Source organism: Microbacterium lacusdiani, assembly GCF_054779895.1.
This window is the reverse complement of record NZ_BAAGXJ010000006.1, coordinates 41,573-66,759: the sequence shown is the minus strand read 5'-3', so window position 1 is coordinate 66,759 and position 25,187 is coordinate 41,573. Positions and strand designations below refer to the sequence as shown.

29 protein-coding genes and 2 tRNA genes are annotated in these 25,187 nt (G+C 73.3%); 8 read left to right on the top strand and 23 right to left on the bottom strand.

Annotated elements, in window-relative coordinates; translation table 11 throughout:
• Positions 1-9: 9 nt before the first annotated feature.
• On the top strand, positions 10-789 hold the full coding sequence (gene pstB, locus ACYVGN_RS06515; protein WP_055993786.1) for a phosphate ABC transporter ATP-binding protein PstB: 780 nt from the start codon (positions 10-12) through the stop codon (positions 787-789).
• Positions 790-848: 59 nt separating this feature from the next.
• Here the strand turns inward: pstB and ACYVGN_RS06510 are convergent, their stop codons facing one another.
• Both ACYVGN_RS06510 and ACYVGN_RS06505 read right to left on the bottom strand, forming a co-directional pair.
• A complete protein-coding gene (locus tag ACYVGN_RS06510) occupies positions 849-1,745 on the bottom strand; it encodes an aminodeoxychorismate lyase (protein WP_055993783.1) in 897 nt (298 codons plus the stop codon).
• Positions 1,746-2,136: 391 nt separating this feature from the next.
• Positions 2,137-2,766, bottom strand: a complete 630-nt coding sequence (locus ACYVGN_RS06505) for a DNA-directed RNA polymerase subunit beta (protein WP_460789595.1) — start codon at positions 2,764-2,766, stop codon at positions 2,137-2,139.
• Positions 2,767-2,837: 71 nt separating this feature from the next.
• Here ACYVGN_RS06505 and ACYVGN_RS06500 point away from each other — a divergent pair.
• A tRNA-Lys gene (locus tag ACYVGN_RS06500) sits at positions 2,838-2,910 on the top strand.
• 1 nt (position 2,911) lies between these two features.
• Positions 2,912-3,577: a DNA alkylation repair protein gene (locus ACYVGN_RS06495; RefSeq protein WP_460789594.1), complete on the top strand. Its 666-nt coding sequence runs from the start codon at positions 2,912-2,914 to the stop codon at positions 3,575-3,577.
• A gap of 2 nt (positions 3,578-3,579) precedes the next feature.
• On the opposite strand, the gene ACYVGN_RS06490 is transcribed toward ACYVGN_RS06495, so the two are convergent.
• Positions 3,580-3,882 carry a DUF7882 family protein gene (locus tag ACYVGN_RS06490; protein ID WP_460789592.1) on the bottom strand — a complete coding sequence of 101 codons (303 nt, stop codon included), beginning with the start codon at positions 3,880-3,882 and terminating at the stop codon, positions 3,580-3,582.
• Positions 3,883-4,117: 235 nt separating this feature from the next.
• Between ACYVGN_RS06490 and ACYVGN_RS06485 the strand changes: the two genes are divergently transcribed.
• Positions 4,118-4,543, top strand: a complete 426-nt coding sequence (locus tag ACYVGN_RS06485) for a YciI family protein (protein WP_055993775.1) — start codon at positions 4,118-4,120, stop codon at positions 4,541-4,543.
• Positions 4,507-5,802, top strand: coding sequence for an RNA polymerase sigma factor (locus ACYVGN_RS06480; protein WP_460789590.1), 1,296 nt, complete (start codon positions 4,507-4,509; stop codon positions 5,800-5,802). Before ACYVGN_RS06485 ends, ACYVGN_RS06480 begins: the two co-directional genes overlap by 37 nt.
• Positions 5,803-5,810: 8 nt before the next feature.
• On the opposite strand, the gene ACYVGN_RS06475 is transcribed toward ACYVGN_RS06480, so the two are convergent.
• Together ACYVGN_RS06475 and ACYVGN_RS06470 are read right to left on the bottom strand one after the other, a co-directional pair.
• Entirely contained in the window at positions 5,811-6,623 is an 813-nt protein-coding gene (locus ACYVGN_RS06475) for a transglutaminase-like domain-containing protein (RefSeq protein ID WP_460789588.1), read from the bottom strand.
• Positions 6,620-7,210: an isochorismatase family protein gene (locus ACYVGN_RS06470; protein ID WP_460789586.1), complete on the bottom strand. Its 591-nt coding sequence runs from the start codon at positions 7,208-7,210 to the stop codon at positions 6,620-6,622. The genes ACYVGN_RS06475 and ACYVGN_RS06470 overlap by 4 nt, the downstream gene beginning before the upstream one ends.
• A gap of 107 nt (positions 7,211-7,317) precedes the next feature.
• On the opposite strand from ACYVGN_RS06470, the gene ACYVGN_RS06465 reads away from it, so the two are divergent.
• Positions 7,318-7,707, top strand: a complete 390-nt coding sequence (locus ACYVGN_RS06465; protein ID WP_460789584.1) for a hypothetical protein — start codon at positions 7,318-7,320, stop codon at positions 7,705-7,707.
• 74 nt (positions 7,708-7,781) lie between these two features.
• Here ACYVGN_RS06465 and ACYVGN_RS06460 read toward each other — a convergent pair whose 3' ends face one another.
• A complete protein-coding gene (locus ACYVGN_RS06460; protein ID WP_460789583.1) occupies positions 7,782-8,225 on the bottom strand; it encodes a hypothetical protein in 444 nt (147 codons plus the stop codon).
• A 126-nt stretch (positions 8,226-8,351) separates the two neighbouring features.
• Here ACYVGN_RS06460 and ACYVGN_RS06455 point away from each other — a divergent pair, with 126 nt between their 5' ends.
• Positions 8,352-9,071 carry a DUF4230 domain-containing protein gene (locus ACYVGN_RS06455; RefSeq protein ID WP_460789581.1) on the top strand — a complete coding sequence of 240 codons (720 nt, stop codon included), beginning with the start codon at positions 8,352-8,354 and terminating at the stop codon, positions 9,069-9,071.
• On the opposite strand, the gene ACYVGN_RS06450 is transcribed toward ACYVGN_RS06455, so the two are convergent.
• The 15 genes from ACYVGN_RS06450 to ACYVGN_RS06380 all read right to left on the bottom strand — a co-directional run bounded on the left by ACYVGN_RS06450 (position 9,052) and on the right by ACYVGN_RS06380 (position 22,136).
• Positions 9,052-9,492 carry a rhodanese-like domain-containing protein gene (locus ACYVGN_RS06450; protein ID WP_460789579.1) on the bottom strand — a complete coding sequence of 147 codons (441 nt, stop codon included), beginning with the start codon at positions 9,490-9,492 and terminating at the stop codon, positions 9,052-9,054. The two genes, ACYVGN_RS06455 and ACYVGN_RS06450, sit on opposite strands and share 20 nt — an antisense overlap.
• A 139-nt stretch (positions 9,493-9,631) precedes the next feature.
• Positions 9,632-9,704 (bottom strand) — tRNA-Thr (locus tag ACYVGN_RS06445).
• Between the two features lie 90 nt (positions 9,705-9,794).
• Positions 9,795-11,357 carry an alpha/beta hydrolase gene (locus ACYVGN_RS06440; RefSeq protein ID WP_460789577.1) on the bottom strand — a complete coding sequence of 521 codons (1,563 nt, stop codon included), beginning with the start codon at positions 11,355-11,357 and terminating at the stop codon, positions 9,795-9,797.
• Positions 11,354-12,508, bottom strand: a complete 1,155-nt coding sequence (locus tag ACYVGN_RS06435; protein ID WP_460789575.1) for a DNA polymerase III subunit delta' — start codon at positions 12,506-12,508, stop codon at positions 11,354-11,356. The genes ACYVGN_RS06440 and ACYVGN_RS06435 overlap by 4 nt, the downstream gene beginning before the upstream one ends.
• Before the next feature lie 207 nt (positions 12,509-12,715).
• A complete protein-coding gene (gene tmk / locus ACYVGN_RS06430) occupies positions 12,716-13,357 on the bottom strand; it encodes a dTMP kinase (protein ID WP_460789573.1) in 642 nt (213 codons plus the stop codon).
• Complete coding sequence (gene topA / locus ACYVGN_RS06425) at positions 13,354-16,200, bottom strand: type I DNA topoisomerase (RefSeq protein ID WP_460789572.1); 2,847 nt, start codon at positions 16,198-16,200, stop codon at positions 13,354-13,356. The genes tmk and topA overlap by 4 nt, the downstream gene beginning before the upstream one ends.
• A 137-nt stretch (positions 16,201-16,337) precedes the next feature.
• Entirely contained in the window at positions 16,338-17,198 is an 861-nt protein-coding gene (gene panB, locus ACYVGN_RS06420) for a 3-methyl-2-oxobutanoate hydroxymethyltransferase (protein ID WP_460789570.1), read from the bottom strand.
• A complete protein-coding gene (gene panD / locus ACYVGN_RS06415; RefSeq protein WP_055993742.1) occupies positions 17,195-17,584 on the bottom strand; it encodes an aspartate 1-decarboxylase in 390 nt (129 codons plus the stop codon). The genes panB and panD overlap by 4 nt, the downstream gene beginning before the upstream one ends.
• The gene (panC, locus tag ACYVGN_RS06410; RefSeq protein ID WP_055993739.1) at positions 17,584-18,435 is read right to left on the bottom strand and encodes a pantoate--beta-alanine ligase; all 852 of its coding nucleotides are present in this window, start codon (positions 18,433-18,435) and stop codon (positions 17,584-17,586) included. The genes panD and panC overlap by 1 nt, the downstream gene beginning before the upstream one ends.
• The gene (locus ACYVGN_RS06405) at positions 18,432-19,184 is read right to left on the bottom strand and encodes a DUF2520 domain-containing protein (protein ID WP_460789567.1); all 753 of its coding nucleotides are present in this window, start codon (positions 19,182-19,184) and stop codon (positions 18,432-18,434) included. The genes panC and ACYVGN_RS06405 overlap by 4 nt, the downstream gene beginning before the upstream one ends.
• A 78-nt stretch (positions 19,185-19,262) precedes the next feature.
• Complete coding sequence (locus ACYVGN_RS06400) at positions 19,263-19,580, bottom strand: hypothetical protein (protein ID WP_055993733.1); 318 nt, start codon at positions 19,578-19,580, stop codon at positions 19,263-19,265.
• A gap of 12 nt (positions 19,581-19,592) precedes the next feature.
• The gene (locus ACYVGN_RS06395; protein ID WP_230667994.1) at positions 19,593-19,976 is read right to left on the bottom strand and encodes a TadE family type IV pilus minor pilin; all 384 of its coding nucleotides are present in this window, start codon (positions 19,974-19,976) and stop codon (positions 19,593-19,595) included.
• Positions 19,973-20,173, bottom strand: coding sequence for a DUF4244 domain-containing protein (locus ACYVGN_RS06390; RefSeq protein ID WP_055993730.1), 201 nt, complete (start codon positions 20,171-20,173; stop codon positions 19,973-19,975). Before ACYVGN_RS06390 ends, ACYVGN_RS06395 begins: the two co-directional genes overlap by 4 nt.
• 35 nt (positions 20,174-20,208) lie before the next feature.
• Positions 20,209-21,126 (bottom strand): type II secretion system F family protein, encoded by a 918-nt coding sequence (locus ACYVGN_RS06385; RefSeq protein ID WP_460789564.1) that lies wholly within the window; start codon positions 21,124-21,126, stop codon positions 20,209-20,211.
• Positions 21,114-22,136 carry a TadA family conjugal transfer-associated ATPase gene (locus ACYVGN_RS06380; RefSeq protein WP_460789562.1) on the bottom strand — a complete coding sequence of 341 codons (1,023 nt, stop codon included), beginning with the start codon at positions 22,134-22,136 and terminating at the stop codon, positions 21,114-21,116. The genes ACYVGN_RS06385 and ACYVGN_RS06380 overlap by 13 nt, the downstream gene beginning before the upstream one ends.
• Positions 22,137-22,367: 231 nt before the next feature.
• Between ACYVGN_RS06380 and acs the strand changes: the two genes are divergently transcribed.
• Positions 22,368-24,338 carry an acetate--CoA ligase gene (gene acs / locus ACYVGN_RS06375; protein ID WP_460789560.1) on the top strand — a complete coding sequence of 657 codons (1,971 nt, stop codon included), beginning with the start codon at positions 22,368-22,370 and terminating at the stop codon, positions 24,336-24,338.
• A gap of 146 nt (positions 24,339-24,484) precedes the next feature.
• On the opposite strand, the gene ACYVGN_RS06370 is transcribed toward acs, so the two are convergent.
• Both ACYVGN_RS06370 and ACYVGN_RS06365 read right to left on the bottom strand, forming a co-directional pair.
• A complete protein-coding gene (locus ACYVGN_RS06370; RefSeq protein WP_460789559.1) occupies positions 24,485-24,952 on the bottom strand; it encodes a RidA family protein in 468 nt (155 codons plus the stop codon).
• Positions 24,949-25,170: a DUF4177 domain-containing protein gene (locus tag ACYVGN_RS06365; RefSeq protein WP_055993715.1), complete on the bottom strand. Its 222-nt coding sequence runs from the start codon at positions 25,168-25,170 to the stop codon at positions 24,949-24,951. Before ACYVGN_RS06365 ends, ACYVGN_RS06370 begins: the two co-directional genes overlap by 4 nt.
• Between the last annotated feature and the right edge of the window lie 17 nt (positions 25,171-25,187).

Below are 25,187 nucleotides of genomic sequence, written 5' to 3'. Positions count from 1 at the left end.
GAGACCCAGGTGTCCAAGAGCATCGAAGTCAACGACCTCAACGTCTACTACGGCGACTTCCTCGCCGTGGAGGGCGTCTCCATCGACATCCAGCCCCGCACGGTCACCGCGTTCATCGGCCCGTCGGGCTGTGGCAAGTCCACGTTCCTGCGCACGCTCAACCGCATGCACGAGGTCATCCCCGGCGCCCGCGTCGAGGGCGAGGTGCTGCTCGACGGCGAGAACCTGTACGGCAACGGCGTCGACCCCGTGCTGGTGCGCCGCCAGGTGGGCATGGTGTTCCAGCGCCCCAACCCGTTCCCGACCATGTCGATCCGCGAGAACGTGCTGGCCGGCGTGACGCTGAACAACAAGCGCATCTCGAAGAGCGACGCCGACGACCTCGTCGAGAAGTCGCTGCGCGGCGCCAACCTGTGGAACGAGGTCAAGGACCGCCTCGACCGCCCGGGCTCGGGCCTGTCGGGCGGCCAGCAGCAGCGCCTGTGCATCGCGCGCACGATCGCGGTGTCGCCGCAGGTCATCCTGATGGACGAGCCGTGCTCGGCCCTCGACCCGATCTCGACGTTCGCGATCGAGGAGCTCATCTCCGAGCTCAAGAACGACTACACGGTCGTGATCGTGACGCACAACATGCAGCAGGCGTCGCGCGTGAGCGACAAGACCGCGTTCTTCAACATCGCGGGCACGGGCAAGCCCGGCAAGCTCATCGAGTACGACGACACGACGAAGATCTTCACGACGCCGTCGGTGCAGGCGACCGAGGACTACGTCTCGGGCCGCTTCGGCTGAGCCCCACGCCTCGACGCACGATGGCCCCTCCTTCGGGAGGGGCCATCGTCGTCCTCGGATCAGTCGCGCGGGCTGAGCAGGTACGCGTTCATCGCTGCCGTGAGCTCGCGGTCGACGGGCAGCTCGCGGCCGTCGAGGAGCGTGACGGGCGCCGCCAGCCGCACGCTCGAGACCAGCCACATCGCGTCGGCCGTCCCGAGGGCGGCGGCCGGCACGTGCTCGTAGCCGGTCGAGTGGCCGTTCTCCTCGAGCCAGTCGAAGACGCTCAGCTGCGTCGTGCCATGCAGGATGCCGCCGTTCGGCTCGGGCGTGATGAAGGTGTCGCCGCGGCGCAGGATGACGGACGCGGTAGGCGCCTCGAGCACGTAACCGTCGCTCGTGACGAAGATCGCGTCGTGCGCGTCGCGGCGGTGCGCCTCGCGCAGGGCCGCCATGTTGACGGCGTAGGACAGCGTCTTGGCGCCGAGCAGGAGCCAGGGCGCGCGCGTGGCGGCACCGCTGTCGAGGCCGCGGTCGAGCGTGACGACCTTGATGCCCTCGGTGCGGGCCACGCTCATGTCGGCCGCGGGCGCGGCGGTGACCCACGCGGTGGGACCCTCGAGGCCGGTCGCGACGCGCTCGACGCCGCGGCTGAGGATGAGCTTGATGGCGCTCTCCCCCGCGGGGCATTCGACCGCCGCCCGCTCGACCGCGGCTCGCCACTGCGCGAGGTTCGGGGCGGGCAGGTCGCACAGGCGCGCGGAGTGGGCGAGGCGCTCGAGGTGCGCCTGCACCTCCTGCGGGTGCCCGTCGACCACGCCGATGGTCTCGAAGATCCCGTCGCCGCGCTGGGTGCTCAGCTCCCCCACGCTCAGGGCCGGCGCGTCGGGATCGATCACGGCGAGCGTGTCGGCGAAGTCGGTGCGGGGGTCGTCTGCGGGCACGGGCGCCACGATGAGGGCGAATCGCCAGGTCATGCCCCGAGCCTACGACCGCGCGCGCTCAACGACCGGCATCCACCCCTCGGTCGTTGAGCGGAGGCGACGAAGGAGCCGGAGTCGAAACGCGGCCGAACCATCCCGAACGGCCGGGTCGCTTCAGCACGTTTCGACTCCGCTTCGCTCCGCTCAACGACCGGCTGGAACCTCAGCCTCGAACGAGAGGGCCCGCGCGAAGCGTGGGCGCGAGCGTTCGATCTCGTGGGAACCCGATCCGAAAAGAAAAATGCCGGACCGCAGAAACGCCTCTCGGCGCAAGGCCGCTCGCGGCGGCAGAAGTTGGAGCCCGGGGTTTGCTGCGGCCCGGCCATACGAGTCTAACGGAGCGCTCCGGGCGGGCATTCCCGAGTCCGGGACATCCACCGGATCCTCAGGTGAGGGCCTCTCGGCGCCACAGGCGGGCGGCGGCGGTGAGGTCGGTGGCGTAGGTCGCCAGGCGCAGGGCGCGGGTGGTGAGCTCGGTGGACCGGTGCGGCTCGGTGCGCTCGTAGTCGTCGGCGAGGTGCGTGGCGCCCGACGCCTGGACGCGGCAGAACGCGGCGGCCCTGTCGAGCGCGACCGCGAAGTCGCCCTGGAACGCGCCGCGCAGGATGGTGTCGATCAGGGCGACGAGCTCGCTGGGGCCGGCCGGCACGGGCGCGCCGGCGACCACGGCGTCGGTCGAGCGCAGCTCGGTGCGCCCGCGGTCGTAGAGCAGCGCGGCGGTGGCGGGGTCGTCGTGGATCGACAGCTGCAGCAGGTACAGCCTCCAGAGCGACCCGGGCAGGCTCTTGGCGGGCGAGTGCGACCACAGCTCGGCGATGTCGTCGATGCCGTGGCGCGACGTGAACCCGACCAGCCGGTCGACGGCCTCGGGATCGCGCTCCTCGCGCACGCGCGAGAGGAGGGCGGCCGCGGTGGAGTGGGCGGCGCGCGACACCTCCGCGGGATCCTCCGCCGCGTACAGCCGGTCGAAGGTCTCCGACGGACGCCGCACGGGCTTGTGGAAGTCGTCGGTCATCGATCCAGGGTACGCCCGGGCCTCCGGCCGGGGTGCGGCCGGGCGCCAGCCGCCCCGCGTAGAGTAGAGGCGGGCCTATAGCTCAGTTGGCAGAGCATCGGACTTTTAATCCGCGGGTCGTGGGTTCGAGCCCCACTGGGCCCACGTGTCTCCGACCGTCGCCGCCGTCCTGGCCGAGCTCGCCGCTCTGGAGGATCCGCGCATGCGGGAGGTCAACGAGCGGCACGGAGATGACCACGGCGTCAACCTCACGAAGCTGCGCGCGGTCGCAAAGGGCCTGAAGACCGATCAGGACCTCGCGGCCGAGCTGTGGGCGACCGACGTGACGCCGGCCATGCTGGTGGCGCTGCTCATCTGTCGGCCGAAGGCGTTCAGGGCCGAGGAGATCGACCGGATGCTCCGCCAGGCACGCGCGCGCAAGGTGCAGGACTGGCTGATCAACTACGTCGCCAAGAAGAGCCCGCACGTCGAGCGGCTGCGCACGATGTGGCTGGGCGACGCCGACCCGGTCGTCGCGAGCGCCGGCTGGGCCCTCACGGCCGACACCGTGGTCAAGCGCCCCGACCAGGTGGACCTCGACGCGCTGCTCGACGAGATCGAGGCCGGCATGCGCGACGCGCACGAGCGCATCCAGTGGGAGATGAACACGACGCTCGCGATGATCGGCATCCACCACCCGGATCGCCGGGCGCGCGCGATCGACATCGGCGAGCGTCTCGAGGTGCTCAAGGACTACCCGACGCCCCCGAACTGCACGTCGCCCTACGCGCCGATCTGGATCGGCGAGATGGTGCGGCGGCAGGCGGGCTGACGCTACCCGCTCACCTCCTCGGCGGTGAGGACGATCCCGCCGAGCTCGCTGGCCGACTCGGCGAGCCGCGCGAGCCACTCCTGGTTGAGCTCGGGCGGATCGGACTCCTCGAACACGAAGCGCAGTGGGATCCCGGGGTGGATCCAGATGGTCGAGCGGCCGCCCTGCTCGGCGGGGTGCTTCCAGGAGACCGCGAAGCTCTCGCTGCGTCGCAGCTTGGCGAGGATCACGACCTTCAGGTGGGAGAGCGCACGGTCCTCGATGAGGATCGGCGGATCGACGCTGTCGTAGATGAGGGCGCCCATGTCCGGACGCTACGCCTGCGGAGGACTTCGCGGAACGGTGATTCCGCGCGCCTCCCGGCCATCGGGAGGCGCCGCGCGCCGGCGCCGGCGCCGGGGAACGGTTCGCCAGGACGCGCGGAGGAATTTCTCGCGAGGATGTCGATCGGCGGTTCCGCCGCACGACGTATGGGTGAAGGGGTCGGAATCACGGCCCACCGAGGCGGCGCCGGAGGCGCCCAGGATCAAGGAGGACGACATGGCCAAGTACATGCTCATCATGCGCGCGACGGACGAGGCGGTCGCCGCGTACAGCGAGGTGCCGTTCGAGGAGGTGATCGCCGCGATGGGCGCGTTCAACGAGTCCATGATGAAGGCCGGCGTGATGGTCGGCGGCGACGGCCTCGCGCCCGAGCCGGGCCTCGTGGTGGACTTCTCGGCGACGCCGCCGGTGGTGACCGACGGCCCGTACGGCGAGACCAAGGAGCTGTTCAACGGCTTCTGGGTGCTCGAGGTGCCCACCATCGAGGAGGCGGCGGAGTGGGCCAAGCGCGCCCCGCTCACGCCCGGCAACAAGATCGAGATCCGCCGTGTGACGGGCCCCGAGGACTTCCCCGCCGACAACGAGTGGATCCAGAAGGAAGAGGGATGGCGCGAGGAGCAGGCCGCGCGCCAGCAGCAGTGAACGACGCCCCGATCGCCTCGACGGCCTCCCCGGATTCGGTGAGACGCGCCGTCGAGGCGGTCTGGCGCATCGAGTCCGCGCGCATCGTCGCGACGCTCACGCGCGTGACCGGGGACTTCTCCCTCGCCGAGGACGTGACGCAGGAGGCCCTCGCCGAGGCGCTGGGCTCGTGGCCCGCGTCGGGCGTGCCGGCCAACCCCGGGGCGTGGCTGGTCGCGGTCGGCAAGCGCCGGGCGATCGACCACTGGCGGCGGCAGGCGCGGCAGGACGAGCGCTACGCGCAGCTCGCGCGGGATCTCGACGAGGTCGACGCGCCCGCCTGGGATCCGGAGCAGATCGAGGACGACGTCCTGCGCCTGGTCTTCGTGGCGTGCCACCCCGTGCTCTCCCGCGAGGCGAGCATCGCGCTCACGCTGCGCGTCGTGGGCGGCCTCACGACCGAGGAGATCGCGCGGGCCTTCCTGGTGCCGGTCGCGACCGTGCAGCAGCGCATCGTCCGGGCCAAGAAGACCCTCGCGGCGGCGGCCATCCCGTTCGAGGTGCCCACCCCCGACGAGCACCCCGCGCGACTGTCGGCCGTGCTCAGCGTGCTGTACCTGATCTTCAACGAGGGCTATGCGGCGAGCGCGGGGGCGGCGTGGATGCGCACCGACCTGAGCCGCGAGGCGCTGCGGCTCGCGCGCGTGCTGGCGGGCCTGGCGCCGCGGGAGCCGGAGGCGCACGGCCTCGTGGCGCTCATGGCGCTGAGCGCCGCGCGCTTCCCCGCGCGGCTGGACGCGGCCGGCGAGCCGGTGCTGCTCGCCGACCAGGACCGGACCCACTGGGACCGCGGTCTGATCGCCCTGGGCCGGGACGCGCTCGCCCGCGGCGACGCGCTGGGGCGCGGCCGGGGCCCGTACGCGCTGCAGGCGGCCATCGCCGAGTGCCACGACGTGGCGACGTCGGTGGAGGACACCGACTGGGAGCGCATCGCGGTGCTGTACGAGGCCCTGGGCCGGATCGCCCCCTCCCCCGTGGTCGAGCTGAACCGCGCGGTGGCCGTGTCGATGTCCGAGGGCCCGGCGACCGCGCTGCGCATCGTGGACGGGCTCGCGTCGGCGCTGGCCGGCTACGCCCAGCTGCCCGGCGTGCGCGCCGAGCTGCTCATCCGCCTCGGCCGCATCGACGAGGCCCGCGCCGAGCTCGCGACCGCCGCACGGCTGACCGCCAACGAGGGCGAGCGCGCGGTGTTCGAGCGCAAGCTGCGCGCGCTCGGCTGATCCGCTCGCTACGGCAGGCGCACCAGGCCCGTGCCGTCGTCGAGCGGCAGGTCGCCGCGCACGGTCGCGAGGATCCGGTACGAGCGCAGCAGGATGGATCCGCCGTGGTTGTCGAGGAACGCGGTGTCGGCGGCGTCCCGGCCGGTCGCGATGCGCACGAGGCTCTGGCGCGGCGCGAGGCGGGTGGCGTCGAGCACCACCCACTCGCCGTCGATCAGCGCCTCGGCCACCGCGTGGAAGTCCATGGGGCTCAGGCCCGGCGCGTAGACCGCGACGAGCCGGGCCGGGATGTTCAGCGCGCGCAGGATGGCGATCGTCAGGTGCGCGTAGTCGCGGCACACCCCCGCCCCGTCGAGCAGCGTGTCGATCGCGCTGTCGTTGACGTCGCTGACGCCGGGCACGTACCGCAGCCGCGAGGCCACGAAGCCGACGACCTCGCGGGCGAGCTCGGCGGCCGGCAGCGACCGGTCGAACTGAGACCCGACCAGGGCGAAGAAGCGGTCGGACTCGGCGTAGCGGCTCGGACGCAGGTAGACGGAGCGGTCGTGCGGCGTGACGGGCGTCGCTCCCCCGCCGGTCTCGACCGCGGCGCGGTACGAGACCTCGAGGTCCCCGTGCGTCAGCTGCATGCGGTGGATGCGCGCCCCGAGCGGATCCACCAGCTCCTCGAGTTCGACGGGCTCCCCGTCGAGCGTGACGGCGAGCTCCTCGTCGAGGCGGATGCCGGGCACGCGCGCGACCGCGATCTGCATCTCGAGCTCGGTGGGGGTCTGCACCTCGATGTCGAGGCCGACCGAGATGTCGCGCGTGGCGGCCGTCATGCGCGCTCGACCAGCTCGGCGCCGGCGTGGGCGAGCTCGGCCAGCGCGGCCTCGCTCGACTCGACGCCGACCCCGGCGACGAGGTCGAGCAGGACGCGCACGTGCTGGCCGTGCTCGATCGCGTCGAGCGCCGTGGCCCGCACGCAGTGGTCGGTCGCGATGCCGACGACGTCGACCGTCTCGACTCCCCGATCGGCGAGGAGCTGCGCGACGGTCTCGCCGTCGTCGGTCGCGCCCTCGAACATCGAGTACGCCGGGCGCCCCTGGCCCTTCTTGACGTGGTGCGTGACCGTCGACGTGTCGAAGCCGGGGTCGTACTCCGCGCCCTCGGTGCCCGCCACGCAGTGCGGCGGCCACGTGTCGACGAAGTCGGGCTGACCGGTGGCGCCGCCGAACGCGAAGTGGCCGCCGTTGTCGCCCTCCGCGTCATGCCAGTCGCGCGACGCGACCACCATCGCGTAGTCGCCCGCCCGCTCCGCGAGCAGGCGCGTCACGCCCTCCGCGACGGCGTGGCCGCCCGTCACGCCGAGCACACCGCCCTCGGTGAAGTCGTTCTGCACGTCCACGATGAGAAGCGCCCTGGTCATATCTCGAGCGTACGCCGCACCCCGGCGGGCGGGGAGGCGGCGTGGGCGGTCCGCGGCCAGAATGAGGGCGTCGGATGACGGATGTCCCGGCCCCTGGGAGCGAGTGGATGAGCGAGAAGATCGACTTCACGCGGACCCTGGACTCCTACCGCGCCCGGCGGGGCGACTTCCGGGTCGTCGACGTGCCGCCGCTGCAGTACCTGATGATCGACGGGCACGGCGATCCCAACTCCTCCGCCGGCTTCGCCGCGGCGGTCGAGGCGCTGTACCCCGTGGCCTATCGACTCAAGTTCGCGAGCCGCGACCTCGGCCGGGACCACGTCGTGATGCCACTCGAGGGCACGTGGTGGGCCGAGGACATGACGGCGTTCACCAGCGAGCGGGACAAGTCGCGCTGGAGCTGGACCCTCATGATCATGACGCCCGACTGGATCGACGCGGCGATGCTCGACGCCGCAGTCGCGGCGGCCGTGGCCAAGGCCGGACCCCCGGCCTGAGCGACTTCCGGCGCGTGCCGGCCGAGCGGCGACGCACCATCCTGCGGCAGCCCGTGGGGCCCGCGGAGGGCTGATCAGCCCGCGGCGAACATCGCCGCGATCTGCGCGACCAGGGCGAGCAGGCCCACGCCGCCGCTCGCGAGCGCTACCCCGCCCAGCAGGCGCGGCCACGGCGAGTGCGCATCGAGCCTCACGTCGTCCCGGCTGCCCACGCGGTGATGCAGCATCACCTCGTCGCCCTCGGCCGCCGCGCGCAGCTCGGCGGTCAGGGGCGCCTCGTGGACGCCGTCCTCCCCGAACCAGCGCACCACCTCGCGCGCTGAGGGACCCGCGGCATCCGGGTCGCCGATGATGACCGCCCGCACGGGGAGCCACGTCCCGTCCGCGAGCTTGACGATCAGCGCCGCGGCGCCGAACACCGCCGCCGCGCCGAGGCCGGCCCACGTCAGGATCTCCGTGATCGCGGCGAACGCCGCGCCCGCGCCGTTCATGCCGTGCGCGGCATGCGGCGGTCGCATCGGACCCCTGCCGTCGCCGTCGCACTCACCGGACCAGTCTCTCAGGTGCCGGGCTCCCGCTGCGTCAGGATGTCGCGCGGCGCGACCGGCGTCCTGAGGAGGCGCCGCCGTGACTAGGCTTCCGGCATGGCCGACGCGACGCGCCCCCGACGCCGGATGCCCGCGTGGCTGGCCGGCGCCATCGGCTTCGTGCTCGCGCTGGTCCTCGTCGTGGGGATGGTCGCCGGCGTCGTCGGCGGGATGCGCGAGGGTGTGCGAGACGCGTTCCTCGGCGCCCTGCTGGATGACCTGAACCCCTTCTCCCGCAGCGAGCTGGACCGGTCGACCGAGCCCGTCCTCACGTCGCTGCGCGACCTCGCGCGCTTCGTGGCCGCCGAGGCCGAGTACGAGGTGCTGGTGGATCTGGAGTCGGATGTCGAGCACCTGCCGGCCTGGCTCGCCGGCGAGCGCCTCAGCCTGGTCGCGCACGGCACCGTCGAGGCCTTCGTGGACTTCGAGACGCTCGACGCCCGCGCCATCCGGATCTCGCCCGACGGGGAGTCCGTGACGGTCACGGTGCCCGAGCCGGAGCTCACCGAGCCGAGCATCGATCTGGATGCGAGCCACGTGCTCTCGCACGAGCGGGGGCTCATCGACCGGGTGGGCGATCTGCTCGCACCCGACACCGACGCGCGGCAGGAGGCGCTCGCGAAGGGCCGGGACGAGATCGCCGCCGCCGCGGCGGAGTCGGACCTGGCCGGGCGCGCGGAGGAGAACACGGCGCGGACGCTGGAGACGCTGCTCGCGTCGCTCGGCTACGCGCGCGTCACGGTCGAGTTCGGACCGGTCAGCCCACCGGCGCGGTGAGCGGGTCGATCGGCCGGCGCGTGCGACCGTCGGCGGTCTGCACAGCGAGGCCCTCGCGCGCCCAGTACTCGAAGCCGCCGATCATCTCCTTCACGACGTAGCCGAGCCGGCTCAGCTCGAGCGCGGCCTTCGTGGCACCGTTGCACGCGGGGCCCCAGCAGTAGACGACGAGGTTCGGAAGGCCCGCGAGCTCGGTGTGGCGCTGCGGGATCTCTCGGGCCGGCAGGTGGATCGCCCCGGGCACGTGGCCCTGGTCGAACGAGGCCTGGGATCGCACGTCGACGATCGTGAGCGGCTCCCCCGCCGCGCGGGCGGCGGCGACGTCGGAGGGGTCGGTCTCGTGGCGGAGCCTGCGCGCGAAGTGCTCGACCGCCGAGGCGGTGTCGACGCCGTGCTGTGCGACGGTGGCGGATTCGGTCATGCGACCATCCCATCCGCTCGCGACGCGACCCGCGAGGCGCGCGACGGACATCCGCCGCCGAGATCCGGCCATCCAGGCCCGGGCCTCCGGGGCCGGGAAAACGAGAAGGCCCCCGGAGTGGAGTCCGGGGGCCTTGTCGAGCCGCCTGTCGGAATCGAACCGACGACCTATTCATTACGAGTGAATCGCTCTGCCGACTGAGCTAAGGCGGCGTGTGCGCGCTCACGCGGCACGATGAACCATCATACCCGATCCGGGACCGTGCTCCGAACCGCGGCGGGCACCCGGGAGCGTCGGCTGGTTCAGCGGCAGGTGAGCCCGTCCTGCGGGACGGTGCCGTCGACGAAGAACGCGTCGACGGCCCGGTCGATGCACTCGCTCTGGCCGTTGTAGGCGGTGTGGCCCTCGCCCTCGAACGTCATCATCACGCCGCTCGAGAGCTGGTCCGCGAGCGACACGGCCCACTCGTACGGTGTGGCCGGGTCGCCCGTGGTCCCGATCACGACGATGGGCGGGGCCCCCTCCGCCGCGATCGGCTCGCGCACGCCCGTCGGCTCGAACGGCCACACCTCGCACAGACCGGGTCCCGACCAGTACGGCGCGATGGTGGGGGCCTCGCGGGCGATCAGGGCGTCGGCCGCGTCCAGCTCCTCCTGCGTCTCGTCCAGCGGGTAGTCCATGCAGTTGTACGCGTGGAACGCCTCGGTCGAGTTGTCGGCGTACTGCCCGTTCTCGCGGCCGTTGTAGAAGTCGGCCAGCATGAACGCGGTGGCCGGGTCGCCCTGCAGCACGCCCGTCAGCGCCTCGGTCAGGTACGGCCAGTTCACCTCCGCGTACAGCGCGGCGATGATCGTCGTCATCAGCGTGTCGGCGCCGAGCTCACGCCCGTCGGCGGCCGGGATGGGCGCGCGGTCCACGGCGGCCAGCAGGGCCGCGAGATCGGCCATCGCCTGGTCGACGGTGCCGTCGAACGGGCATCCCTCGGCCGCGAGGCACGAGCCCATGTACGTGCGCAGCGCCCGCTCGAAGCCGAGAGCCTGCGTCGTGCCGACATCCGTTCCCGATACCGAGGGGTCGATCGCGCCGTCGAGCACGAGCCGGCCGACGCGCTCCGGGAAGAGCTTGGCGTAGGTGGCCCCGAGGAACGTCCCGTACGAGTAGCCGAGGTACGTGAGCTTCTCGTCGCCCAGCACGCCGCGCAGCAGGTCCATGTCGCGCGCCGACTGCTCCGTCGTGATGAACTCCAGCACGCCGCCGCTGTTCGCCTCGCAGGCCTCGGCGAAGCGCGTGTTGCGCTCCTCGAGCTCGCGCTCCCACTCCGGGGTGTCCCGCCTGTTCTCAGGCACCGAGTAGAGGAACTCGTCCATCGCGGGAGCGTCGAGGCAGCGGACGGCGGTCGATCCGCCCACCCCGCGCGGGTCGAAGCCGATGATGTCGTAGTTCTCCTGGAGCTCCTCGCTCACCGCGAAGTCGACGGTCTCGGCGACGAAGTCGAAGCCGCTGCCACCCGGGCCACCCGGGTTCACGAGCAGCGATCCGAGCGGCTCGCCGCCGGTCGCCGGCTGACGCACGATCGCGAGCTCGATCTCGCCCGCGTCGGGATCCGCCCAGTCGAGCGGCGCGGTCACCGTCGCCTTCTCGAGGCCCTCGCCGCAGTCCGTCCAGTCGATCCGCTGCTCGTAGAACGGGCGCAGGTCGGCCGCGACGTCCGCCCCGACCTCGGGCTCGGCGACGCACGGTCCGCCGACCTCGCGCGGGATCTGGGAGTACAGGCATCCCGAGAGCGTGAGGGCGCCTGCGACCAGCAGCGCGAGCGCGGACAGGGGACGTCGGAGGGCCCGTGAGCCCCGGGGTGAGCGCGTCACGGCTTCCTTCCGCTGACGACGGTCACGAGGAGCGACTCGAGCGCGAGCGTGGGCTGCACGTTCTGCTCGAGCGCCTCGCGCGTCTCGGCGATGTGATCGAGGACGGTCAGGGTGCGCTCGGCCGGCCACGCGGCGGCCAGTGCGCGCAGGTCGTCGACGAGCTCGAGGTTGATGATGCCCTCGTCCCGCCGGAACTGGAGCATGACCACGTCGCGGTAGAGCGACTGCAGGTCGGTCAGCACCCGGTCCAGGCCGTCGCGCAGGCTGCGGGTCGCGCGGCGCTTCTGCTCCTCCTCGAGCGCCGACAGCTGGGCGCGCACGGCGGACGGGATCTTCGACCCGTCCGGGATCCCGACCGTGCGCAGCAGCGACGCCCGCTCGGACTCGTCCCGCTCCGCGGTGAGCGCCTTGGCGTCGTCCGTGGCCGCCTGCACGATCTGCCCGGCGACCTCGACCACGTCGGAAATGCCGCGCACCCGCAGGACGGCCCGCAGGGTCTCGTCGCGGCGACGGCGCGACGCCTCGTCGGTCGCGAGCCGCTGGGCCATGCCGATGTGGCGCTGCGCGTGCCGGGCCGCCTGCTCGGCGACGGCCGGGTCGGCTCCCGTGCGGGCCGTGATGAGCGCCGCGACCTGCTCGACCTCCGGCTCGCGCAGCCGCAGCACGCGCACCCGCGAGCGGATGGTCGGCAGCAGGTCGGCGTCGCTCGGCGCGCACAGGATCCAGACCGTGTCGGCCGGCGGCTCCTCGAGGGCCTTGAGCAGCACGTTCGACGTGCGCTCGGTCATCCGGTCGGCGTCCTCCATCAGCATCACGCGATAGCGCCCCGCGGACGGGGCGAGGTAGGAGCGGGCGGCCATGGCGCGCGCATCCTCGATCCGGATGATCACGCCCTCCGTGCGCAGCGCGGTGAGATCCGGATGGGTGCCCGCGAGCACCTGGCGCATGCCGTGCTCGTCGTCGGGCCCCGCGATCAGGGCCGCGGCGAACGCGCGCGCGAGGGGCGCGCGTCCCGAACCGGGAGGGCCGGTGATGAGCCACGCGTGCGCGAGCGCACCGGGATCGGCGGCCGCGGCGCGGAGGGTCTCGACGGCCTCGTCCTGCCCCCACACCTCGCCCCACGGCAGGGAGGGCGCGGCCACGGTGGTCATGCGCTCCAGCCTAACCGCGGCATGGGACGTTCTCTTCTAGAAGCGTCTCGCACGCTGCGGGGCCGCAAGCGGCACCCTTGCGAGCGAGGAACGTCGCTTCGCTCCGTTCGGCAGCGCTTCGCGCTGCGATTGGCCGCTCCGCGGCACGCTCGCTTCGCTCGCACGACAGACATGCCGACGGCGCCGTCGAGCGGAGGTGCACAGGGGTCAGAGCAGCGGGGTGACGCGGGTGCGGATGTCGGCCGCGAGATCCGCGATCGGGCGGGAGGCGTCGAGCACCAGGAAGCGGCCGGGCTCCGCGGTGGCGAGCGCGAGGAAGGCCTCGCGCACGCGCGTGTGGAACTCCGCCTTCTCGGCCTCGAGCCGGTCGAAGGGCTTGTCGTCGGCGTCGAGCCGGGCGCGCGCGGCCGCCGGATCCAGGTCGAGCAGCACGGTCACGTCCGGGAGCGCGCCGTCGGTCGCCCACAGCGACAGGTCGCGCACCTCGGCGGGGTCGAGCACGCGGCCCGCGCCCTGGTACGCGACGGACGAGTCGAGGTAGCGATCCTGGATCACGACCTCGCCGCGCTCGAGCGCCGGCTTCACCAGCGACGCCACGTGGTGCGCGCGGTCCGCGGCGAACAGCAGCGCCTCGGCGCGCGGGCCGATGTCGCTCGTGCCGTCGGCGGCCCGGTGGTGCAGCACGAGCTCGCGCAGCGTGCGCCCGACGTCGGTGCCGCCCGGCTCGCGCGTGCGCACGACCGTACGGCCCGTGCTCTCGATCCACTCCTGCAGCAGGCGAGCCTGCGTGGTCTTCCCGGAGCCGTCGCCGCCCTCGAACGTGATCCAGAGCCCGGCGGACTCGGTCACTGGCCCTCCGCCGCCTTCTTCGCGCGGTTGGCGGCGCGCGTGGCCGCGGCCTTCTTGGCCGCCTCCGACCGCGAGGACGCCGTCGTGCCCGTCGTCTTCTTCGCCGCGGTCGTCTTCTTCGCCGTGGTCGTCTTCTTGGCCGCGGGGGCCTTCGCCGTGGTCTTCGCCGCCGCGCGACCGCGCTTGGGGGCGGGGCCCTTGGCGCGCTTCTCGGCGAGCATCTCGACCGCGCGCTCGAACGTCACGTCGTCCACGCTGGTGCCGCGCGGGATCGTCACGTTCGTCTCGCCGTCCGTGACGTACGGGCCGAACCGGCCGTCGCGCACGCGGATCGGCTTGCCGCTGACCGGATCCGCGTCGAACTCCTTGAGCGCGCTGGACGCCGTGCGACGGGCGCCGTACTTGGGCTGCTTGTAGATCTCGATCGCCTGCTCGAGCGTGACGTCGAAGATCTGGCTCTCGCTCTCGAGCGAGCGCGAGTCGGCGCCCTTCTTCAGGTACGGGCCGTAGCGGCCGTTCTGGGCCGTGATCTCCTCGCCCGTCTCGGGGTCGGCGCCCACGACGCGGGGCAGCGACAGGAGCTTGAGCGCCGTGTCGAGGTCGATCGTCTCGGGCGACATGGACTTGAACAGCGACGCCGTGCGGGGCTTGGGAGCGGCGGCCTTCTTGGCCGTGCGCTTCTTCGGCACCTCGTCGGCGACCTCGCCGGTCTCCTCGTCCACGGCGTCGGGGTCCACCGGATCCTGCTCCTGCACGTACGGACCGAAGCGGCCGTCCTTCACGACCACGAGCTTGCCGTTCTCGGGGTTCTCCCCCAGCACGCGGTCTCCGGCCACGGGCGCATCGATGAGCTCCTGCACCTTCTGGGCGGTGAGCTCGTCGGGCGCGAGGTCCTCGGGCACGTTGACGATGCGCGGCTTCTCGTCGGGCTTGGCCGGGTCGACGACCTCGATGTACGGACCGTACTTGCCGAACCGCAGCGTGGCGGTGTCGGTGAGGGGCGTGGCGTTCAGGGCGCGCGCGTCGATCTCGCCGAGGTTGTCGACGATGTTGCGCAGGCCCGGGTGCTCGCCGGATCCGAAGTAGAACGAGCGCAGCCACTCGACGCGCTTCTGCTCGCCGCGCGCGATCGCGTCGAGGTCGTCCTCGAGGGCGGCCGTGAAGTCGTAGTCGACCAGCTCGGCGAAGTGCTGCTCGAGCAGCCGCACGACGCTGAACGCCAGCCACGACGGCACGAGCGCCTGACCCCGCTTGGTCGCGTAGCCGCGGTCCAGGATCACGCCGATGATGCTCGCGAAGGTCGACGGGCGGCCGATGCCCTTCTCCTCGAGCGCCTTGACCAGGCTCGCCTCGGTGTAGCGAGGCGGCGGGGTGGTCGAGTGGCCCTTGGGGTCGGCGTCCGTGAGCGCGAGCGCGTCGCCCGCGGCCACCTTCGGCAGGGACTGGTTCTCGGCCTCGTCCGCGTCGCCGCGGCGCTCGTCGCGGCCCTCCTCGTACGCCTCGAGGAAGCCCTTGAACGTGTACACGGTGCCGGAGGCCGTGAACTCGGCGGTCTTGCCGTCCACCTCCGCCGCGAGCGTGACGGTCGTGGTCTCGAACTCGGCGTCGGACATCTGGCTCGCGACCGTGCGCTTCCAGATCAGGTCGTACATCCGCAGCTCGTCGCGGCCCAGCTCGCCCGCGACCTGCTTGGGCGTGCGGAACTGCTCGCCCGACGGGCGGATCGCCTCGTGCGCCTCCTGCGCGTTCTTGCTCTTGGACGCGTACACGCGGGGCTTCAGCGGCACGGCGCGCTCGCCGTACAGCGCGACGGCCTGCTCACGCGCGGCCTTGATCGCCTGCGCGCTGAGGTTCGTCGAGTCGGTGCGCATGTAGGTGATGTAGCCGCGCTCGTACAGGCTCTGCGCGACCGACATCGTGTTCTTCGCCGACAGGCCGAGCTTGCGGCCCGCCTCCTGCTGCAGCGTCGAGGTCGTGAACGGCGCGTACGGGCGACGCTTGCCCGGCTTGGCCTCGACCTTGGTGACGGTCGCCGTGCCGGCGGCCTCGATCGCCGCGGCGAGCGCGCGCGCATCCTGCTCGTTCAGCACGACGACGGCGCGCTTGAGCTGACCGCGGTCGTCGAAGTCGCGGCCGACGGCGAGCGAGGCGCCGTCCAGGCGGACCAGGCGCACCGTGAAGCCCTCGGCGTCGCGCGCGGCCCGCGCCTCGATGCCCCAGTAGTCCGCCGAGACGAACGCCATGCGCTCGCGCTCGCGGTCGACGATCAGGCGCGTCGCGGCGGACTGCACGCGGCCGGCGCTGAGCGCCTGGCCGCTGGCGCCGGTGCCGACCTTGCGCCACAGCACGGGCGACACGTCCCAGCCGTACAGGCGGTCCAGGATGCGCCGGGTCTCCTGCGCGTCGACGAGCGCGAGGTCGAGATCGCGCGTGCGCTCGACGGCGGCGCGGATGGCGTCCTTGGTGATCTCGTGGAACACCATGCGCTTGACCGGCACCTTGGGCTTGAGCGTCTCGAGCAGGTGCCACGCGATGGCCTCGCCCTCGCGATCCTCATCGGTGGCGAGCAGGACCTCCGACGCGTTCTTCACCGCCCGCTTGAGCTCGGAGACCGTCTTGGTCTTGCGGTCGCTGACGACGTAATAGGGGTCGAAGCCGTTGTCGATGTCGATCGAGTACTTGCCGTACGCGGCGCGATCCTTCTCGGGGATGTCGCGCTTGTCCGCGAGGTCACGGATGTGCCCGACGGAGCTGAGCACCTCATATTCGTCGCCGAGGTAGCCCTGGATCGACCTCATCTTCGTCGGGGACTCGACGATGACGAGCTTCTTGCCTGATGACAACGGGTGTCCTTTCGTCGTTGCACACAATACATACAGCGCGCCTGAGCGCCGACTCAGGGGGATCGGCCCGTGAGGCGGCGGATGCGGCGCCGCGGCGATCCGTGTGCGGACGGCGGGATCGGGGCCGGTGCCCCGGATCAGAGGAGCTCGCGGAGCCGCTCAGCCTCGCCCGCGGCCATCGCATAGCCGTGCTCGGGCGCCGGATAGCGGCGCGACCGGACGTCGTCGGCGTAGGCCGCGACGCCGGCGACCATGGCGGCGCGCAGGTCGGCGTAGCGCTTCACGAACCGCGCCGGGCGGCCCTCCGAGATGCCGAGCAGGTCGTGGAAGACGAGCACCTGCCCGTCCGTCCCGGGGCCGGCGCCGATCCCGATCACGGGGATGCGGAGCCCGGGCATGACCGCCTCGGTGACGTCGCCCGGGATCGCCTCGAACACGAGCGCGAAGCACCCCGCGTCCTGCAGCGCGAGCGCCGCGTCGCGGATGTCGCGCGCGGCCTCCGCCGTGCGGCCCTGCGCGCGGAAGTCCACCGCGGTCTGGGGCGTGAGGCCGACGTGCCCCATCACGGGGATGCCGGCGGCGACGATCGCGCGAGCCCGGTCGACGATCGCCCCGCCGCCCTCGATCTTGACCGCGTCGCATCCGGTGCTCTCGGCGAACCGTCGGGCGGTGGCGACGGCCTGCTCGTCCGAGTCCTCGTACGAGCCGAACGGCAGGTCGGCGACCATCAGGGGCGACGTGAGCCCGCGGCGGACGGCGGAGGCGAGCATGATCATCTCGTCCGCCGTGATCGGCACGGTGCTGTCGTAGCCGAGCACCGTCATGGCGGCCGAGTCGCCGACCAGCACGACGTCGACGCCGGCGGCGTCCGCGGCGCGCGCGCTCGGGTGGTCGTACGCGGTCACCATCACGATGGGCTCGCGTCGCGCCTTGCGCTCGGCGAGCGTCTCGATGGTCACGCGCGGGCGGGGCGACCCCGCGTCGGGGGCGTCGCTCATGCCGGCACGCCCCGCAGCTCGGCCACCGCGGCGTCGACGCCGATGACCCCGTTGGCGCGGTCGACGTGCACCACGGTCGGGATGTAGGCGTCGAGTTCGGTCTCGTCGTACTCCGCGTAGGAGATGACGATCACGGTGTCGCCCTGGTGGACGAGCCGCGCGGCCGCGCCGTTCACCTGCACGGCCCCGGAGCCCCGCTCGCCGGCGATCGTGTAGGTGACGAACCGGGAGCCGTTGTCGACGTCCACCACGTGCACCTGCTCGTGCTCGAGGATGTCGGCGGCGTCGAGCAGGTCGGCGTCGATCGTGATCGACCCGACGTAGTTCAGGTCGCTCCCCGTCACCGTCGCGCGGTGGATCTTCGACTTCAGCAGCGTGCGTCGCATCAGCGGTTCGCCTCCAGGATCCGGTTGTCGATGAGCCGCGCCGCGCCCACGCGCGCGGCCACGGCGAGGAGCGCGGCGCCGTCGACGCGGTCCAGCGGCCGCAGGTCGTCGGCGGAGCGCAGCTCCAGGTACTCGGGCTCGATGCCCTCGGCCGCGAGCTCGTCGCGGGCGGCCGACAGCAGGGCCGCGGCCGACGTCTCGCCCCCGGCGAACGCCCGCTCGGCTGCGGTGAGCGCGCGGTTCAGGGCGGTCGCCCGGCGGCGCGACTCGGCGTCGAGGTACACGTTGCGCGAGCTCATGGCCAGGCCGTCCGGCTCGCGGACGATCGGGCAGGCCACGATGCGGACCGGCAGGTCGAGGTCGCGCACCAGGCGGCGCACGACCAGCACCTGCTGCGCGTCCTTCTGCCCGAAGAACGCGACATCCGGGGTGACGATGGCGAAGAGCTTCGTCACGACCGTCGCGACGCCGTCGAAGTGGTGCGGGCCGCGGCTCGCGCCGCAGAGCACGTCGGTCAGGCCCGACACGTGGATGGTCGTCGCGAACCCGCTCGGGTACATCTCCTCGACCGAGGGCGCGAACACGATGTCGGCGCCGGCCTCGCGGGCCAGCTCGACGTCGCGCGCCTCGTCGCGCGGGTACGCGGCGAGGTCCTCGCTCGGCCCGAACTGCGTCGGGTTCACGAAGATCGACACGACCACGAGGTCGCTCTCGATCCGCGCCTGCCGGATGAGCGACAGGTGCCCCTCGTGGAAGGCGCCCATGGTGGGCACGAGGCCGACGACGTGGCCGTGGCTGCGCGCCTCGCCGACGGCGGCGCGGACCTCGGCGACGGTGCGGACGATCCTCAATGGGTGTCCTCCTTCTGCGCGGCCAGCGCGCGCGTGCGGTCGACGAGCACGTCGAACAGGGGTATCAACTCCGGGGCGGCCTCCGCGATTCCCTCGCGCTGGCGCTCGACCGTGCCCTCGTCGCCGCGCGCGACCGGGCCGGTGAGCGCGGCGGCGGGGCCGTGCGCGGCCCAGTTCTCCACGGTGGCCCGCACGAGCGGCGCGAGCAGGGCGCGCGCGTCCTCGGGCGCAAGTCCCGCCGCCCCCGCGACCTGCTCGGCCGCGGCCTGCAGCGTGACGAGGAAGTTCGAGGCGATGGACGCGGCGGCGTGGTACGCCGGACGCCGCGCGTCGTCGAGGGGGAACGGCGTCGCGCCCAGGGCCTCGGCGAGGGCGCGGGCGGCGTCGAGCGCCTCGGGGGTCCGGCCCGCGACCGCGCAGCCGATCCCTCGGAACGCCTCACGGCCCTCGTCGCCCACGAACGCGCGCAGCGGATGCAGACCGAAGTCGACGCCCGCGATCGGCGTCGCCCCGGACGTGTGCCCCACGAGGCGCGCGGTGCCGGGCAGCGCGGCCGCCGCGTTCGCGATCTCCGCGTCGGGCACGCACAGCAGCACGACGTCGGCGTCGGGCACGGCCTCGCCCCGGGCGGTCGGGCCATGGACCTCGAAGCCCGATTCGGCGAGAGCGCGCGAGATCGCGCGGCCGAGGCGACCCGCCCCGACGACGGCGACCGTGCGGACGGCGGGCTGAGGTTCCGGGAGTGTCATCGTGGATGCGCGGAGGGGAAAGGGTCCGCTTGACCATTCTCACACAACCGCACCGGGTCCAGGATCGCGGCCCCGAGGTCAGGGCGGCGGGCCCGCTCGAGCGGTCGCGTGCACCGGCAGCCCGGCGAACCGGGCGGATGCCGTGACGGTCGCGATGAGCCCGTCGACCGCGCATGCGGTGATCGTCGCGCCCTGCGCGCCGGCGACCTCGGCCGCGCGGGCGCACGGGTCGCCCGGCACGGCGCCGCTCGCCGCGTCGGCCGCGGCGAGCGCGCTCGCGTCGGCGACGCCCGCGATCCGCTGGCTCTCGGCGGCGGCCGCACCGGACGCCGCGAGTCCCAGCATCAGCACGGCCGCGGCGCCGGCGGCGCCCGCCGCGAGCGCGGAGCCGGCCATGGCCTCTCCCCTCTAGAGTCCGCCGCCGAGCGCGCAGCTGGCCGCGCGGAGCGGGATCGGGACGCCGGCGACGCGCGCGTCGACCGACGCCGTGACGCACACGAGGTCGCCGCGCCGAGACGTCGCGGCGCGGGCTCCCGGGACCGCCTGCGCCACGACGCCGCTCGCGCGCCCCTCGGGCTCGCCGCGGGCCACGAGCCGGGCGGCGTCGGCCGCGACGTCCTGCAGCCGCACCTGGGTGGAGGCCGCCATGAGGGCGCCCACGCCGAGCAGGATCACGACCACGACGGCGGGCAGCGCGACCGCGAGCTCGGCGGCGACCGACCCGCGCTCCCCCGCGCCCTGCCCGCCGTCGGGGCCGCCCAGGCGGCGCCGCTGTGCGACGCGCCGGATCACGCGACCGTCAGCGCCCGGCGGACGAGGTCGGTGAGGATCTCGCGCACCTCGCCGGACCGCATGATCACGACGAGCACGCCCGCGAACGCGACCGCGGCCATCGTGACGATCGCGTACTCGGCGGTCGAGGCGCCGGTGTCGTCCGCGAGCAGGCCCCCGATGGTCGGGCGCGCGGAGGTGGGGATGGGTTCGGACATGACTCCTTCTTCCTGTCGGTGTCGGTTTCTTCGGGTCACCCGGCGAGCGCCGGGAGCGGGGTGGCGGCCAGCACGCCGAGCAGCATGGGGGCGACGCCGAGGCACAGGAACGCGGGCAGCGTGCACACGCCGAGCGGGAGCAGGAGCCGGGCGCCGAGGCGCGCGGCGCGGATCCGCCCCTCCGTCCGCGCGGCCTGCCGCTCGTGCGCGGCGGTGGCCCGCAGCAGCTCGACTCCCGGGATGCCGGCGTCGCGGGACAGGGCGAGCACCGCCGCGGTCTCGTCGCCGCCCGGCCGCGCTCCGCCCGGGGCCTGCGCCACGAGGCGCGCCGCGCGATCGATCGAGACGCCGCCGCTGAGGGCGATCGCGGTGAGCTCGGCGTGCATGCCCGGCGTCCCGGGCGGCGGCTGCGCGGCCCGCACCAGGCGGCGGGTCCACGCCCGCGCGACCAGCAGCAGCGCGCCGCCCAAGGCGAGGCAGCCGATCCCGATCGGAGAGGCGAAGAGGACGCCGAGCATGTCGAAGCCGAGCGCGGCGCCGATCGCCAGTCCCGCGAGCGGCAGCCAGGTCATGAGCCGGGCGGTTCCCGCGGGCTCGGTCAGGGCGATCCGCACGTCGTCCTGCGCCTCGCGGGCGTCGCGCAGCGCGGCAGCCATCGACCGCAGACAGTCGGCGAGGGGCGCGCCCACCGTGGCGGCGATCTCCCACGCGGCCGCGACGTCGCGCCACACCTCGGCGCCCCGGTCGCCGCGCTCGGCTTCGGCCTCGATCGCCTGGACCAGGGGCTCGCCCGCCGCGTGGCGCTCGGCGATCCGCCCCGCCGCGGCGTCGCCGCCGGCCTCCCCCAGGTGCCGCCATGCGGCGTCGGGCGTCGCGCCGGCCTGCAGCAGCACGGCGAGCTTCAGCACGGTCGCGCCGGCCGCCGCGCCGGCGTCCGGCGTCACGCGCGCCACGGCGTCACCTCCTCGATGCCGAGCCGCCCGCCGGCGTCGGTGAACCGACCCACGCGCGCGAGGCGGCGCGATCCGTCGGGGCGGCGCTCGAGGTGCAGTACGAAGCCGATCGCACTGCACACCTGCCGCGTGACGGCGTGGTCGTCCATGCCCGCCAGCGCGCCAAGCGCCTCCAGCCGCGCGGGCACCTCCGCCAGGCCGCTCGCGTGCAGCGTGCCGGCTCCGCCGTCGTGGCCCGTGTTGAGCGCCGCGAGCAGTTCGCGGACCTCCTCGCCGCGGCACTCGCCCACCACGATCCGGTCGGGCCGCATCCGGAGCGACTCGCGCACGAGCCGCGCGAGGTCGACGCCGCCCGCGCCCTCGAGGTTCGGCTGCCGCGCCTCGAGGGAGACGTGGTGCGGGTGGGCGATCCGCAGCTCCGCGACGTCCTCGATCGTGACGATCCGCTCGTGCCCGGGTGCGTGCGCGAGCAGCGCGCCGAGCAGCGTGGTCTTGCCGGTGCCCGCGGCGCCCGTGACCAGCAGGTTCTCGCGCTCGCGCACGATCCGCACGAGCCAGCGCCGGGCGTCGTCCCCGAACGAGCCGCCCCGGCACAGCGCGTCGAGGTCGGCTCCGCGCAGGCGCGGGATCCGGATGGACAGGGCCGTGCCGCTCGTGGCGATGGGCGGCAGGACCGCGTGCACCCGGATCCCGTCCTGCAGCCGCACGTCCACGCACGGCGTCGCGTCGTCGATGTGCCGCCCGCCCCGGGCGATCAGCGCCGTGGCGAGCTCGCGCACCTCGCGCTCGGACGCGCGCCAGGCCGGATCCGGCCGCGGGCCGTCCCCTCGATCGACGAACACCCCGGACGCCCCGTTCACGAACACGTCGGTCACGGCGGGGTCGCGCAGGTACGCGCTCAGCGGCCCCAGCGCATCCTGCGATGCCTCAGGGCGCTCGTCCGGCACGGCAGGCGAGCCGCGCCCGGCGGGCTGCGCGCCCCGCGGCTGCACGATGAACGGCTCGGTCATGCCCCCGACGCTAGGCAGGCGGCGCCCTCGCGCGGAGCGGCGGACGCCCGACCGCACGAACACCGGCGGCGGGTGCGCGCTGTGGACGAGCGCCGGTACTCCCTTTAGTGGGTACCGACCCTCCGGAGCCCGGGGCTACATTCGCCGTGCGGGGCTTCCCGCACGGGCGCCGCCGCGCCCGGGGCCGCACGGATGCGGCCTGGCACCACGTCGCAAAGGAGCGCGCAGCTGATGAGCACCCAGATCGACCACCTCCTCAACGAGAGCCGGCGCTTCGCGCCCTCGGCCGAGTTCGCCGCGAACGCGGTGGCCGGCGCGGATCTGTACGAGAAGGCGGACACCGACCGCGAGGGCTTCTGGGCCGAGCAGTCCCGTGAGCTCCTGCACTGGGAGAAGCCGTTCACGCAGGTGCTCGACTGGTCGAACCCGCCGTTCGCGAAGTGGTTCGCCGACGGCGCCCTGAACGTCGCCTACAACTGCCTCGACCGCCACGTCGAGGCCGGAAACGGCGACCGCGTCGCCCTGCTGTGGGAGGGCGAGCCCGGCGACGAGCGCCGCGTCACGTACGCAGAGCTGACCGACGAGGTCAAGCGCCTCGCGAACGTGCTGACGGAGCTCGGCGTGGGCCAGGGCGACCGCGTCGCGATCTACCTGCCCATGATCCCCGAGGCCGTCGCCTCGATGCTCGCGGTCGCGCGCCTGGGCGCCATCCACTCGGTCATCTTCGGCGGCTTCAGCGCCGACAGCCTGCGCTCGCGCATCGATGACGCGGGCGCCAAGCTCGTGATCACGGCCGACGGCGGATGGCGCAAGGGCAAGGTGTCGCCGCTCAAGCCCGCCGTGGACCAGGCGCTCGCCGACCGCAACGGCCTCGGCGAGCAGGAGACGGTCGAGCACGTCCTCGTCGTCAAGCGCGGCGAGAACGACGTCGACTGGACCCCCGGCCGCGACATCTGGTACCACGACGTCGTGCCGCAGGCCTCGGCCGAGCACGAGCCGCAGGCCTTCGAGGCCGAGAACCCGCTGTTCATCCTGTACACGTCGGGAACGACCGGGAAGCCCAAGGGCATCCTGCACACGTCGGGCGGCTACCTGACGCAGGCGGCGTTCACGCACCGCAACGTCTTCGACCTGCACCCCGAGAGCGACGTCTACTGGTGCACGGCCGACATCGGATGGATCACCGGCCACTCGTACGTCGTCTACGGCCCGCTCGCCAACGGCGCCACCCAGGTGCTGTACGAGGGCACGCCGGATCACCCGGAGCCCGGCCGCTGGTGGGACGTCATCGAGAAGTACGGCGTGACGATCTTCTACACGGCGCCCACGGCCATCCGCGGCTTCATGAAGCAGGGCCGCCAGATCCCCCAGTCGCGCGACCTGTCGAGCCTGCGCGTGCTCGGCTCGGTGGGCGAGCCCATCAACCCCGAGGCGTGGGTCTGGTACCGCGAGGTCATCGGGGCCGGCAAGACCCCGATCGTCGACACGTGGTGGCAGACCGAGACCGGCGCGATCATGGTCTCGGCCCTGCCCGGCGTGACCGAGACCAAGCCCGGCTCCGCGCAGGTGCCGCTGCCCGGCATCTCGATCGACGTCGTCACCGAGGAGGGCGAGCCCGTGGGCAACGACGCGGGCGGGCTGCTCGTGATCACGGAGCCGTGGCCCAGCATGCTGCGGGGCATCTGGGGCGACCCGGAGCGCTTCAAGGAGACGTACTGGGAGAAGTTCGCGGCGCAGGGCTACTACTTCGCGGGCGACGGCGCGCGCCTCGACGAGGACGGCGACATCTGGCTGCTGGGCCGCGTCGACGACGTCATGAACGTGTCGGGCCACCGCCTGTCGACGGCCGAGATCGAGTCGGCGCTCGTGGCGCACGAGGCGACCGCCGAGGCGGCCGTCGTCGGGGCGTCGGACGAGACGACCGGCCAGGCCGTGGTCGCGTTCGTGATCCTCAAGGAGAGCTACCTCAAGGAGCACGGCCCCGAGGGACTCGCGCAGCAGCTGCGCGCGTGGGTCGGCGAGCAGATCGGACCGATCGCCCGCCCCCGCGACGTCTACATCGTGGGCGAGCTCCCGAAGACCCGCTCGGGCAAGATCATGCGCCGCCTGCTGCGCGACGTGGCCGAGGGCCGCGAGGTCGGCGACACCACGACCCTCGCGGACACCGCGGTCATGAGCGTCATCTCGGCCCAGGTGAAGTGACCTGAACAGCGGAACGGCCCCGTCGGATCATCCGACGGGGCCGTTCTCTCTCTCCGCGATGGCGTCGACTGGTCTTCGGCGGCGAGACTGGTCTCGCCGACACCAGTCTCGCCGCCCGGGACCAGTCGAAGCCCGAGGACGGCGACTCACGCGAACGTGAAGGCGACCTCGACCTCGACGGGCGAGTCGAGCGGCAGCACGGGCACGCCCACGGCGGAGCGCGAGTGGCGGCCGGCCTCGCCGAAGATCTCGCCGAGCACCTCGCTCGCGCCGTTGATCACGCCGGGCTGCCCGGTGAACGCCGGGTCGGACGCGACGAAGCCCGTGACCTTCAGCACGCCGGTGAGGCGGTCGACGCCGCCGACCGCGTCCGCGGCCGCCGCGATCGCGTTCAGGGCGCAGCGGCGCGCGAGGTCCTTGGCGGTCGCGGCGTCGACGAAGCCATCGCCCTCACCGACCTTGCCGGTGGCGGGCAGCGCGCCGTCCACCATGGGCAGCTGACCCGAGGTCTGCACGACGTCGCCGTGCGCCTTGGCGGGGATGTACGCCGCGACGGGCGGCACGACCGCGGGCAGCTCGATGCCGAGCTCGGCCAGGCGGGCGGCGACGCTCACGCCTGCTCCCCCTCGAACTGCTTGGCGGCCTCCTGCGCGGCCGACAGGCCCGCGTTGGCGGCGCCCCCGCCGACGGGGCGCTTGAGGTACGCGACCAGGCCGCCCTCGCTGTTCGGCACGACCTGCACGAGCTCCCAGCCCTGCTTGCCCCAGTTGTTCAGGATGGCGGCGGTGTTGTGGATCAGCAGAGGCGTGGTGAGGTACTCCCACGTGGTCATGGAGCGTCCTTCCGGTT